Source organism: Arthrobacter sp. HLT1-20, assembly GCF_054510895.1.
In genome coordinates this window covers 189,649-202,362 of sequence record NZ_JBTNDR010000001.1, presented here as the reverse complement: position 1 = coordinate 202,362, position 12,714 = coordinate 189,649, and the positions used below count along the sequence as shown (strand labels likewise).

Below are 12,714 nucleotides of genomic sequence, written 5' to 3'. Positions count from 1 at the left end.
TAATGGCTGGCGGTTACGATTTAGTTATGTCCACTGATGCGATTTCCCCTCTTCTCACCGTTGCTGGATGGGAACTTCTGTCCTCTCTGGGCCCCTATGCGGACGCCGATTCCCTCAAACTCAACGAATCCCTGCGCAAAGCCGGGCATTCCCCCGAGCTGGTGGCGGCTGCGCTCACCCAATCGAGACTGCGGGCCAAGGCTGAGGCGAAGTTTGGCGAATTCGCGCACCAAATGCTGTTCACCCAGGCTGGCTTGGAGCAGGCCACCCGTTTGAGCATTGCGGCGTTGCACGCGCAGCGGTTTACGGCAGCCGGGATCATCAGGGTGGCCGATCTGGGCTGCGGCCTGGGTGCGGATTCACTCGCCATGGCCAGCTTGGACATTGTCGTGACAGCTGTGGAGATGGATGAAATTACGGCAGCCTGCACCACCGTGAACCTCATGCCCTTCCCCGAGGCGACTGTCATTTGCGGCCGCGCCGAGGAAACGGACCTGAGCGGCATTGAGGGCGTCTGGCTGGATCCGGCCCGCCGCACCACCAACACCTCAGGAACCACCAGGCTCTTTGACCCCGAAGCATTTTCACCGCCGCTGTCATTCGTGGAAAAGCTGGCCGATTCCGGCAAGGCCGTGGGCGTCAAAATGGGTCCCGGCATTCCGCACGAGGCCGTCCCGGAGTCCGCCGAGGCGCAATGGATATCCGTCAACGGAGATGTGGTGGAAGCTGGCCTGTACTTCAATGCGCTGGCCCGCCCCGGCATCCGCCGAGCAGCCCTGGTGGTGGGGCCGCACGGCATGCATGAACTCACCAGCACCGTGGCCTACGATCCCGGCGCCCAGGACGTTGAGGTGGGCCCCATCGCCGGGTACCTCTACGAGCCCGACGGCGCCGTGATCCGTGCAGGGTTGGTGGCGGATTTGGCCCGCACCATGGGTGCGCACCTAGTGGACGAGCACATCGCCTACATCTGCACGGATACTCCGGTGGACACGCCCTTCGCCCGCGGCTACAAGGTTTTGGAGGTCAAGCCCTTCAACGTGAAAGCACTCAAGAGCTGGGTCAAGGCCAACCGGATCGGTGTGCTGGACATCAAGAAGCGCGGCGTCTCAACGACTCCCGAAGAATTGCGCCGCCAGCTCCTCACAGGGTCCGGCAAGGGGCCTAACAAGGCAACGCTGATTCTGACCCGCATCGGCGAGGACAGGGTGGCCGTAGTGGTTGAACCACACGGCGCCACAGGCGCACCCTAAACCACACCCCCCAAACCCTCTCGCAGCAATGGCGTGTTTTTTCCCGACGCTCTCGCAGCAGTGGTCAGTTTCAGCGGAACGCTTTCGCAGTTCAGTGCGACAGGGTTCCGGAAAAAGTAGCCATTGCTGCGAGAGCGTCTCTAGGCGCGGGAGAACTCGGACGCTTCGCGGACCAGCTCGGGGCTGGGGCGCACACCTGTGTAGAGGACAAACTGTTCGGCCGCCTGGATGGCGATGACCTCAGCGCCGGTGATGACGGGCTTGCCCGCCGCACGGGCCGCCTTGATGAGAGGCGTCTCGGAGGGAAGCGCCACCACGTCGAACACAAGCTGCGCGGCTGCCACCGTGGCGTCGTCGAAGGATTGGCTTGATTCCTGCGAACCTGCCATGCCCAGCGGCGTGACGTTGATCAGCAAGTCAGCCGTTGCCCCGCCCACGTCGGGCAGCCAGCCGAAACCGTACAGACCGGCCAGTGCCTGCCCAGCCACAGCGTTGCGGGCCACAATCGAAACGCGAGTGAGTCCGGCGTCGTGCACGGCAGCCGCAACAGCCTTAGCCATACCGCCGGAGCCGCGCAACAAGACAGTGAAATCGGCGGGGACTTCATGGCTCGCCAGCAATTCGGCAATGGCCAAGTAATCGGTGTTGTAGGCCGTGAGGACGCCATCATTGTTAACAATGGTGTTCACCGAATCGATGGCGGCGGCGGAGGCATCCATGACGTCGATCAGGGGAATGACATCTTCCTTGTAGGGCATGGAAACGGCCGCCCCACGAATGCCCAGACCCCGAATGCCGGCAACTGCCTGCCCCAGATCCTTGGGGGCAAAAGCCTTATAGACGTAGTTGAGGTTTAGGGCGTCGTACAGGTAATTGTGGAAGCGCGTACCAGTATTGCTGGGCCGTGCGGCGAGGGAAATACACAATGTCATGTCTTTGTTCAAAATGGGCACACCCCATTGTGCCGGAAAACCTGAACTACAATCAGAATGCACCCGGCGCCTTTGCCGCTTCGCACCCGAGATTTTAGTTGCTGCCAAGGGGGCGCCCCAGTGAAGATTGATTTCGCTAAATCAGAGCAGTCCACTCTTGGACTGGAGTGGGAAATCGCTCTGGTTGACCACCAAACCGGTGAATTGGACGCCCGCGCCAATGACGTTTTCGCCAACATTACAGCAGCCCACCCCGAGGTGATGGCTGACGGCGAGCACCCGCACATCAAGGGTGAAATGCTGCAGAACACCGTGGAATTGGTCACAGGAATCTGCCACACGGTGGCCGAGGGCACCGAAGACCTGCGCCGGAACCTCAACATTCTCCGAGAAGCTGCCACGCCGCTGGGTCTTGACCTGCTCAGCGCCGGCACCCACCCGTTCAGCAATCCGCGCACCCAGGCCGTCACTGACAAGGAACGCTACGCCAAGCTGGTTGACAGGACCCAATGGTGGGGCAGTCAGATGCTCATTTACGGAGTTCACGTCCATGTGGGGCTGGACCACGTGTCCAAGGCCATGCCCGTCCTGGATGGACTGGTCAATTACTTCCCGCACTTCCAGGCATTGTCCGCTTCCTCCCCGTATTGGAACGGCGAAGACACCGGATACGCCTCCCAGCGCGCCCTGATGTTCCAGCAACTCCCCACGGCCGGCCTGCCGTTCCAGTTTCCGGACTGGGCGGGGTACGAGTCCTACGTGCAGGACATGTTCACCACCGGTGTCATCGACGCCACGAACGAAATACGTTGGGACATCCGCCCCGTGGCGGGGCTTGGCACCATCGAAATGCGCATCTGCGACGGCATGTCCACGCTGGAGGAAATTGGGGCCATTGCCGCCCTCACCCAGTGCCTCGTGGAGGACTTTTCAAATACCTTGGACGACGGCGGCTCCATCCCCACCATGCCCCCGTGGCACATCCAGGAAAACAAGTGGCGGGCGGCGCGCTATGGCATGGACGCCATCATCATTTTGGATGCCGCTGGCAAGGAACAGCTTGTCACCGAGCACACCATGGAGCTGCTGAACAAGCTTGAGCCGGTTGCCGCCCGTTTGGGTTGCGCGGATGAGTTGGCAAGCGTTGAGGCCATACTCAACAAGGGTGCCAGCTACCAGCGCCAACGGGCCGTGGCGACCGCCACCGACGGTGACCTGCGCGCCGTGGTACGTTCGCTGGTTGCCGAGATGGCCACCAACTAGTCCCCACCGGCCCAAGAAACTGACCCGCAGAAAACGGCGAAAATCACGCCAAAATGGATGATTTTCGCCGTTTTCTGCGGGCCAGTTGGAAAAGTTTGGACTAGAGGCTGATGCTCGTCACCGGCATGGAGGAGTCCGGGGCAAACGCCAGGTCACTGGGGGCAACACCGTTCATGACCAGTTGCGCCCCCAGGGCCGCCACCATGGCGCCGTTGTCGGTGCACAGCGACAGCTTGGGCACCAGTAACGTAATTCCGGCGGCCAGGCAGCGCTGCTGCGCCAGCTCCCGCAACCGGGAGTTCGCGGCCACGCCGCCGCCCAGCAGCAAGGTGGTGATGCCCTGCTCCTTGCACGCCAGCACTGCCTTGGCCGTGATGACATCCAGCACCGCTTCCTGGAACGACGCCGCAACGTCGGCCACGGGAACGGCCTCGCCGCGGGCCTCGTACCCCTCAACGCAGCGGGCCACGGCCGTCTTCAGGCCGGAGAAGGAGAAGTCGTAGCGGTGCGGGCCGGGCGCCTCGGCGGTGCCCATGTATTTGGGCATGGTCAGCCCACGCGGGAACCGGATGGCCTTGGCGTTGCCCTCGCGGGCCAGCCGGTCAATCGCGGGCCCGCCCGGGTAGTTCAGCCCCAGCAGCCGGGCCACCTTGTCAAAGGCCTCCCCCGCGGCGTCGTCAATCGTGGCACCGAGCAACTCCACGTCGGAGGCGATGCTGCGCACCCGCAGAATTTCCGTGTGCCCGCCGGAGACCAGCAGGGCGCCGAGATTCTCCGGCAACGCCCCGCCGTCGTACGCCGCAGCGATGGACTCATCCAGCAGCCCCACCCCCACGTGCGCCACCAGGTGGTTGATGGCATAGAGCGGTTTGCCAGTGGCCAGTGCCAGCGCCTTGGCCGCACTGACACCCACCATGAGGGCGCCAGCCAGGCCCGGTCCGCTCGTGACGGCAATGGCGTCCACGTCCGCCAGCGTGACCCCGGCATCGGAAAGTGCCTGCTGCAAGGTGGGGACAAAAGCGTCCAGATGGGCCCGGGAGGCAATCTCCGGAATCACGCCACCAAAACGGACGTGCTCCTCCATGGAGGAGGAAACGGTGTTGGTCAGCAGCGTTGTGCCGCGCACCAATCCCACACCCGTCTCATCGCAGGAGGATTCAATGCCCAAAATCAGCGGGTTGCTCTGGTTCATGAGGGGTCCTTCACATCAGTGGGAGCGGGCAGCGTCAGGCGCATGATCAGCCCGTCCGAGCCGTCCCTGTAATACTTGCGCCGCGTGTGGATGTGCTCAAAACCGTTGCGTTTGTACAGATCTTGGGCGCGCGGGTTGGCGGAGCTGACCTCGAGCATGATTTCCTTAGCGCCGCGCAGGGCGGCCTCGGCGATGAGGCTGGCCATCATGGCGCGAGCAATGCCACGGCCCTCAAACTCCGGCAGGACGCCAATGGTCTGGATGTCACCCACCGGCTCCACACACATCAGGCCGGCATAGCCTGCAATCTGGGGATGCCGCGAGGCGTCCGGAACCTCGGCGATGATGTACTTCCGGGTTTCGGGCTGGGCCAGCTCATCTTCAAACATGTGCCGCGGCCAGCAGTCCACCCCAAAAAGTTGGGCGTCCAGGGCTGTGATGAAGTCAATGTCGCCCGGTTCCATGGCGCGCAGCACGGCGGGACTGGGCTGGGCGGGCGCACCCGCTGCGGTGCTCACAGTGCCCGCTTCCGGGGGCCGGGAACCTTGGCGTCGGATTCGCGCATGTACAGCGGTGTGGAATCCAAGAACCCTGCGCCTTCCAGGGAGCCGGCGGCAGCAATCCTGCGCATGGCCGCCCGGCCCAATTCCAGGGCGGTGGGCTGTTCCGCAGCGAAGCTTGCCTCCACAACACAACCGTTGGCCGTTAGTTGCTGGGTGTAGATGCCGGCACCGGCACCAAAGACCTGCACTGGCGCAATGTCGGACGCCGGGCCCACATGCGGGCCGTCGAGCAGGACGGCGCTGGCACTGTATTTGGCCCAGTAAACCTCCTGGCGGCGGGCATCCGTGGCCACCACAAAGTCGGCCATGGCCAGAGGTGCAACGGCCCGCCCGTCAAGGTAGCGCGGGGTGTCAAAAACCTGTTGGGCCAAGGCGTCAAGGCTCATCATGCCGTATAGCCGCACCCCCCAGGTGAAGGCCAGTGTGCGGGCCACTGTGATCCCGGATCGCAGTCCGGTGAACGGGCCGGGGCCCGTGCCCACAATGATGGCGTCCAGCGCAGGGCCTTCTGTGACGGGGTCGGTGAACAGTGACTTCACCCCGGGTGCCAGTACCTCGGCGTGGCTGCGCGTGTCTGTGGTGGCAAAGTTCGCCACAACCCGCGCCGTCTGGGCCAGGTTCCGGGGATCAAAGTCCAGCACTGCAGCACTGGCCACGGCTGAGGTGTCAATGGTCAAGATTCGCACAATATCTACTGTCTATTCTGTTGAAAGCGGCTGGCCCAGCACCGAAAAATCGGTGCCATCCCAGCGCGGACCAATGGCTTGGAGGCGCAACAGGCGGGGTTCGTCGTCGTCCTCGTCGGCAAAATCAAAGGTGTCCGCGTCAAGGTCCGGGGTGGTTGTGGGAGCGGGAGCTCCGCCAACGGCACGCACCAGCTCAATGTCCAGGCGGCTGGCGGCGAGGTGCTCCACCCTGTCCACGCCCCACTCCACCACCGTCACCGAGGAATCCATGGTGTTTTCCAGGTCAATGTCATCTATTTCGCCCGGCGAGGACAGCCGGTAGGCATCCACATGGACCAGGTCCGGCCCGCCCGGGTTGGGCCCGTCGGGGAGGTTCGGGTGGATGCGCACCAGCACAAAGGTGGGCGAAATAATGCCCGGCCGCACACCCAAGCTGCTGCCCAGCCCCTGCGTGAAGGTGGTCTTGCCCGCTCCCAGCTCACCGCTGAGAATGATCAGGTCACCGGCCTTGAGTAGCCCGGCAAGCCTGTGTGCCAGCTCCTGGGTTTGCTCGGCCGTGCTGGTGGCAAATTCCCAGACCATCAGGCACCGCCTTCCGCGGTGTCGCCGCCAATGTAGCTGCGCGGGACCCGCTGGCTGATGCGTGTCACTACTTCATAGTTGATGGTCCCGGCGGCCGCCGCCCACTCCTCCACGAGGGGTCCGCCGTCGGCCCCGTTGCCAAACAGGACGGCCGTGGAGCCCAGCGCCGAACCCGGCACGGGCGCCCCGGCAAAGCCCAAACGCCCCGCAGGGCCCAAGTCGATGACCATCTGGTCCATGGCGATCCGGCCCACCACGGGGTAGGTGGTGCCGTTGACGCGCACGGGCCCGCCGGTGGCAATGCGCGGGATGCCGTCGGCGTAGCCCAGCGGGACCAGTCCCAAGGTGGTGGCCGCCGTGGTGGCGTAGTTCAGCCCGTAGGAGACGCCCTGGCCGGCCGGCACATCCTTGCAAAGCGCAATTTGGGTTTGCAGCGTCATGGCCGGCACCAAACCCAGTTGCGCCGACGTGGTGTCCTCAAACGGGGAAAGACCGTAAATGCCAAGGCCCACCCGCACCATGTCAAAGTGCGAATCCGGCCGGGTCAGGGTGGCCGGGGTGTTGGCGATGTGGCGCACTTCCAGGTGGGCGCCGGCGCCTTCGGCAACTGCCACGGCGTCGCGGAACCGCGCCAACTGCTCGTCAGTCTCGGGCCGGTGGGGTTCGTCGGCCACGGCCAGGTGGCTGAAGACCCCCGCCACACGCAGGAGCCCTTCGGCCTGGTAGCCCATGGCGGCTGCCACCACGGCGGGCCATTCCTCGGGTGTGCAGCCGTTGCGGCCCAAGCCCGTATCGATCTTCAGGTGGATGCGGGCCGGGCGTTGCAGGGACCGGGCCGCTGCAACAATATGCTCCAGTTCCCAGCCGGAGCAGCCCAGGTCAATGTCATGGGCAACAGCTGCCGTGAAATCGCTGGCGGGGGTGTGCAGCCAGGCCAGCAGGGGCACGGCCAGGCCAGCCATCCGCAGGGCAAGGGCTTCGCTGATGTGGGCGGTGCCCAGCCAATTCGCACCGGCGGCAACGGCTGCCCGTGCCACCGGAACCACGCCGTGGCCGTAGGCGTCGGCCTTGACCACAGCCATGAACTGGGCAGGTTCCACCAAGGAACGCAGGTGGCGGATGTTGTTGGCGATGGCGGACAGGTCAATGATGGCTTGCCGTTCAAGGCCCGGTGTGGGCTCTTGAACCGACGCAACGAAGGAGGTCACCAGCCCATTTTAGGTCTTTTTGCGGGAGCCTGCCCTACCGGTGGTGCGTTTCACACGTAGGGGCGTGATGTTTCCTAAGGCAGATTCCCCCTACACCCTGGCAATACAGCTAGGTGGTGGTCACCGGCAGTGACAAGATATGTAGTGACACTTTTGTTGCAGTTCCCATGCCCCCAGTCCCGGGGCCCGCCCCAAGTACCCGTTAGGAGGGAAGCCATGCATCAGATTCGACGCGTCGCCATGCTCTCCTTGCACACTTCTCCGCTGGAACAGCCTGGCGGCGGTGACGCCGGCGGCATGAACGTCTACGTCCGCCACCTGGCCTTGGAACTGGCTGCCGCGGGCGTGGCCGTGGACATTTATACCCGCCGCACGGGCGCGTCCCAGCCGGATTCGGTGCAACTGGCCCCCGCCGTCACCGTCCACCACATCACTGCCGGCCCTTTCTCCAAGCTCTCCAAGGAGGCCCTGCCGGAGCTCATCAATGAAATGGCCGACGCCGTTTCCGCCCATGTGGAATCCCTCGCCGGTGTTCCGGTCAAGGTGGTCCATTCCCACTACTGGGTTTCCGGGGTCGCCGGAATTTTGGTGGCCAAGCGCCTGGACTTGCCGTTGGCGCACACCATGCACACCATGGCGCGGGTCAAGAACCACCACCTCCCGCAGGGCCAGACGGCCGAGCCCGGCATCAGGGTGGACGGTGAGCAGCACATTGTGGCCGCAGCCACGCGCCTGATTGCCAACACTACGGCGGAGGCTGCAGAGCTTGAACGTCACTACGACGGCTGTGAGCAACGCATCGATGTTGTCTCCCCCGGCGTCGACCTGAAAATTTTCAAACCCGCGTTCCGTGACAGGTCGCGGCAGGATCTGGGCATTGCCCCCGGGCGTTTCCACGTGGTTTTTGCCGGCCGCCTGCAACGACTCAAGGGCCCGCACGTGCTGGTCAAGGCTGCTGCTTTGCTGCGCGAGGAACGGCCGGATATTGACCTGGCACTGACGTTTTTGGGCGCCCGCAGCGGCAGCGACAAGTATGATCTTGCCCGCCTCATTGACGACGCCGGCCTCTCAAGTGTTGCGTCCATCCACCCGCCCGTTGGCCCCGAGCAACTGGCCCACTGGTACAGGAGTGCCGATGTGGTGGCCGTACCCTCCTCCAGCGAGTCCTTTGGCCTGGTGGCGCTGGAGGCGCAGGCTTGTGGCACACCCGTGATTGCCACCAATGTTGGCGGTTTGCCGCGGGCCGTCAGTGACGGCCGCACGGGCCTGCTGGTGGAAGGTCGCTCACCGGTCTTGTGGGCCAACGCCATTGCGTCGCTGCACGATTTTGGCGAAACCCGGGCAGACATGGGCCGGGCAGCCTCGGTCTTTGCCGAGTCATTTGGCTGGGAAAAAACAGCCGCCCAAAGCATCCTCAGCTACGACCTTGCCCTGAAATACCAATACGAGGCCCCGCCGGGCTGCTAACTGCAGTTTCACCCCATGTCCCGCCTGCAGCTGAGCCTTGCGGCCATGGCGGGCACCCGCCGTCGTACTTTGGGCCAGTCACCTGCCCACAAGCTCCTGCCCCTTTGACCAGTCCACAGCCCTTTGGCTGTGTTTCAGCTCACACGCGAGCTGCCACTCGGTAGCCTGTTCAGGTTGGCTGCGACGGCGCAGAGCACCCCTTCACCATTCGGGACCCCGCCGGACTGCCATGTTGCACCCGTCAGGCAAGACGCCTGCCGGAGATCCTGTTGAAAGGTCACAGCACCATGAAACGAACGGGAAGAACTCTCTTTCGAAGCCCAGGACTGCGAAAGGCCGTGGCACTCTGCGCGGCCGTGCCGTTGCTTCTGGCCACAGTGGGGGCATTGCCGGCGTCGGCCAACCAGAGCCAGACCGCAATGCCCGGCATCTCCACAACAGATGTGGCGCCGCTAAACTACCAAAGCGGACGCTACATTGTGGTCCTCGCCGAACAGCCCATTGCCATGTACGGCGGCGGCACGGCAGGCCTTGCGGCCACCAAACCGGCTGCCGGCCAAAAGCTCGACGCCAACCGGTCAGAGGTCAAGAAGTACAAGGCCCACCTGGAGAACAAGCAAGCGGCCGTGGCCAAGAGCAAAAACGTCAAGGTCAAGCGCACGTTCACGGCAGCGCTGAACGGCTTCTCGGCAAACCTTTCGGCCGACCAGGCGTTGGCCCTGGCCAAGGATCCCAGCGTGCTGGTGGTTGCCCCCGATACCGAGAACACCCCCGACTACTCCAGCACCGATTTCCTTGGCCTGAGCGGCAAGAAGGGTAGTTGGAACACAAGCTTCGGCGGTCAGGACAAGGCTGGCAAAGGCGTTGTGGTTGGCATCATCGACACCGGCTACACGCCGTCGAGCCCGTTCTTCGCGGGCGAGAAGGTCCTGCCGCTGAAGGGCAATCCGAAGGTTGGCGTCCCGTACCGCACTGAGGACGGCAAGATCGCCATGCTCAAGGCCAATGGCGAAACGTTCACCGGTGACTGCCAGAAGGGTGTGGGCACGGGAGCCGATTTTGATGGCACCGCCTGCAACTCCAAGGTTCTCAGCGCCCACTACTTTGCCGATGACTTCCTGGCTTCCGTGCCGGCCGGGGACCGCTCCGCCGAGGAAGTGCTGTCCCCTGTGGATGTTTCCAGCCATGGCACGCACACAGGCAGCACCGCCGCCGGCAACGCCAACGTGGCGGCGAAGATTGGCGGCCGCAACATGGGCATCACCAGTGGCGTGGCCCCTGCCGCCAAACTCGCCGTGTACAAGATTTGCTGGGAAGACACCGACCCGGACACGGGCGGCTGCTATTCCTCCGCCGCCGTCGCGGCCATCAACCAGGCCATCCTTGATGGCGTTGACGTGTTGAACTACTCCATCTCGGGCAGCACCTCCTCCACCACGGACCCCGTTTCCCTCGCGTTCCTCTCGGCCACCTCGGCCGGAATTTTCGTGGCGGCATCGGCCGGTAACTCCGGCCCCACGGCCGGCACCGTCAACCACGGCGCCCCGTGGCTGACCACAGTGGCTGCCACGTCCTTCTCCTCCGAACTCCAGGGCACGGCGGAGTTCTCCGACGGCACCAAATTCCGCGGCGCCAGCATGATGGAGACGAAGGTTCCGGCAAGCCGCGCGATCCTGGCGGCCACGGCAGCCGCTGCCGGTGCCGCCAATCCAACACTGTGCGGCCCCAACACCTTGGACGCGGCAAAGGTGGCCGGCAAGGTGGTGGTGTGCGACCGTGGCGTGATCGACCGCACCGCCAAGAGTGCCGAGGTCAAGCGGGCCGGCGGGGTGGGCATGATCCTCACCAATGTCACCCCCTCCTCGGAGGACGTGGACCTGCATGCAGTGCCCACCGTCCATGTGAACCCACCGGCAACACAGCTCATCAAGGATAAGGTCACGGCGAACCCGGAGATCCTGGTCTCCCTGGTTGACACGGACACCACCGGATTGCCGGTTACCCCGCAGCCGCAGGTGGCCGGATTCTCTTCGCGCGGCCCCCTGGGCGCCACCAATTCTGATCTGCTCAAGCCCGACGTCGTCGCACCCGGCGTTGCCGTGCTGGCCGGCGTTTCACCCATCGCCACCGGCGGCGACCAGTTCGGCATGATGTCCGGAACATCCATGGCCGCACCCCATGTTGCCGGCTTTGGCGCACTTTTGCTGGCCAGAAATCCTTCCTGGTCGCCTGCTACCGTGAAGTCGGCCATGATGACAACCGCCACCACCGTGGTCAACGCGGACGGCAGCAAGAACGGCGACGTCTTTGCCACCGGCGCCGGCCAGACCGCCGTGGCCAAGGCGCTGGCCCCCGGGCTGGTTTACGACGCCGGCGACACCGACTACCTGAAGTTCATTCAGGGCACAGGACTGGATCTGGGCATGCCGGGGCTGGGCAGCACTGCACCGAGGGACATGAATGTGGCGTCCTTCGCCGTGGGCAGCCTGGCCGGCAAGGTCACGCTCACGCGCACGGTTACGGCGCTGGCTCCGGGCATGTACCGGGCCACGGCCAGCGTGCCCGGCGTCAACGTCAAGGTCACCCCCTCCGTGCTGAACTTCTCACAGGCCGGCGAGAAGCGCTCGTTCAAGGTCACTTTTGAAAACGCCGGCGCAGCCTTGGGCGCCTTCGCCATGGGAAATCTGAGCTGGCAGGGAGCAGGGGCCACGGTGACCTCACCGGTGGCTGTCCGTCCATTGGCAGCCTTGGTGGCTCCGGAGATCAGCTTCAGCTCCGCCACGGGCACCGGCAGCGGCAAGATTCCTGTGGTTTCAGGTACCAATGCCCCCGTGGCTCTGACCCTCAACGGCCTCTCCAAAGCGGATTCCAGTGCCATTGAGTTGGTGCCCGGTCCTCTCTCCGTGGCCACCAACGCCTCCAACTACCTCAAGGAGGTGGTGGTTCCGGAGGGGACTGAGCTGGCCAAGTTCCAGGTCATCTCATCGAACGACGGTGCCGATTACGACATGATCGTATTCAATCCGCAGGGCCAGTACAGTGACGTTCGGACGGCTTCCTCCAGCGAAACACTGTCGCTGACCAACCCGACCCCTGGCACGTACACTGTGCTCGCCAACCTGTACTCCAGCACCGGCGGGGGCGCTGTGAAGGCCACAGTGGATGCCGCAATTCTCGGGGCCAACGCTGGAAACGCCTCGGTGGCACCTAATCCGCTGAAGCTCGCCAACGGGAAGTCCGGCAACGTCACACTGAGCTGGAGCGGTCTGGCCCCGGGCAACTACCTGGGCCGGATCGCCTTTGGCAGTGCGGGCACGGCAACGTTTGTCTCCGTGATCGTAACGCCGGGCGGCACCGCCGTGGTTCCGGAGCAGGGCGGCAAGCACAAGGACAAGCCGAAGAAGGGCAAGAAGGCGGAGGTGGCGTTCCCCACCGAGCAAGCTCCGGGCAACTTGAAGTTGTAGGGCACTGGGGCTTCACTGCCCCCGGTTCCACAGCACTGTTCGCACGCACGACGGCGGTGATCCCGACGTGCTGGATGGCCGCCGTCGTGCGTGGTGGGCTGGAA

The 12,714-nt window shown here is 64.2% G+C and carries 10 protein-coding genes; 4 read left to right on the top strand and 6 right to left on the bottom strand.

From position 1 onward, the window contains the following. The first annotated feature begins 26 nt into the window (after positions 1-26). Entirely contained in the window at positions 27-1,253 is a 1,227-nt protein-coding gene (locus tag ACX80Q_RS00940; RefSeq protein ID WP_459328637.1) for a class I SAM-dependent methyltransferase, read from the top strand. Positions 1,254-1,393: 140 nt separating this feature from the next. Here ACX80Q_RS00940 and ACX80Q_RS00935 read toward each other — a convergent pair whose 3' ends face one another. Further along, the gene (locus ACX80Q_RS00935) at positions 1,394-2,206 is read right to left on the bottom strand and encodes a shikimate 5-dehydrogenase (RefSeq protein WP_459328636.1); all 813 of its coding nucleotides are present in this window, start codon (positions 2,204-2,206) and stop codon (positions 1,394-1,396) included. A gap of 99 nt (positions 2,207-2,305) precedes the next feature. Here ACX80Q_RS00935 and ACX80Q_RS00930 point away from each other — a divergent pair, with 99 nt between their 5' ends. Beyond that, positions 2,306-3,448, top strand: a complete 1,143-nt coding sequence (locus ACX80Q_RS00930; protein ID WP_459328635.1) for a glutamate--cysteine ligase — start codon at positions 2,306-2,308, stop codon at positions 3,446-3,448. Between the two features lie 100 nt (positions 3,449-3,548). Here ACX80Q_RS00930 and tsaD read toward each other — a convergent pair whose 3' ends face one another. Genes tsaD through alr form a run of 5 tightly spaced genes read right to left on the bottom strand, consistent with a single transcriptional unit; the run spans position 3,549 to position 7,679 of the window. After that, the gene (gene tsaD / locus ACX80Q_RS00925; protein WP_459328634.1) at positions 3,549-4,640 is read right to left on the bottom strand and encodes a tRNA (adenosine(37)-N6)-threonylcarbamoyltransferase complex transferase subunit TsaD; all 1,092 of its coding nucleotides are present in this window, start codon (positions 4,638-4,640) and stop codon (positions 3,549-3,551) included. Continuing rightward, positions 4,637-5,158: a ribosomal protein S18-alanine N-acetyltransferase gene (gene rimI, locus ACX80Q_RS00920; RefSeq protein ID WP_459328633.1), complete on the bottom strand. Its 522-nt coding sequence runs from the start codon at positions 5,156-5,158 to the stop codon at positions 4,637-4,639. The genes tsaD and rimI overlap by 4 nt, the downstream gene beginning before the upstream one ends. Further along, positions 5,155-5,889: a tRNA (adenosine(37)-N6)-threonylcarbamoyltransferase complex dimerization subunit type 1 TsaB gene (gene tsaB / locus ACX80Q_RS00915; protein WP_459328632.1), complete on the bottom strand. Its 735-nt coding sequence runs from the start codon at positions 5,887-5,889 to the stop codon at positions 5,155-5,157. Before tsaB ends, rimI begins: the two co-directional genes overlap by 4 nt. A 12-nt stretch (positions 5,890-5,901) precedes the next feature. Then, positions 5,902-6,471 (bottom strand): tRNA (adenosine(37)-N6)-threonylcarbamoyltransferase complex ATPase subunit type 1 TsaE, encoded by a 570-nt coding sequence (gene tsaE, locus ACX80Q_RS00910; RefSeq protein WP_459328631.1) that lies wholly within the window; start codon positions 6,469-6,471, stop codon positions 5,902-5,904. Beyond that, complete coding sequence (gene alr / locus ACX80Q_RS00905) at positions 6,471-7,679, bottom strand: alanine racemase (protein WP_459328630.1); 1,209 nt, start codon at positions 7,677-7,679, stop codon at positions 6,471-6,473. Before alr ends, tsaE begins: the two co-directional genes overlap by 1 nt. Before the next feature lie 216 nt (positions 7,680-7,895). Between alr and mshA the strand changes: the two genes are divergently transcribed. Together mshA and ACX80Q_RS00895 are read left to right on the top strand one after the other, a co-directional pair. Further along, entirely contained in the window at positions 7,896-9,146 is a 1,251-nt protein-coding gene (gene mshA / locus ACX80Q_RS00900; protein ID WP_459328629.1) for a D-inositol-3-phosphate glycosyltransferase, read from the top strand. Positions 9,147-9,484: 338 nt separating this feature from the next. Beyond that, positions 9,485-12,610 carry a S8 family serine peptidase gene (locus ACX80Q_RS00895; RefSeq protein WP_459328628.1) on the top strand — a complete coding sequence of 1,042 codons (3,126 nt, stop codon included), beginning with the start codon at positions 9,485-9,487 and terminating at the stop codon, positions 12,608-12,610. The last annotated feature ends 104 nt before the right edge of the window (positions 12,611-12,714 follow it).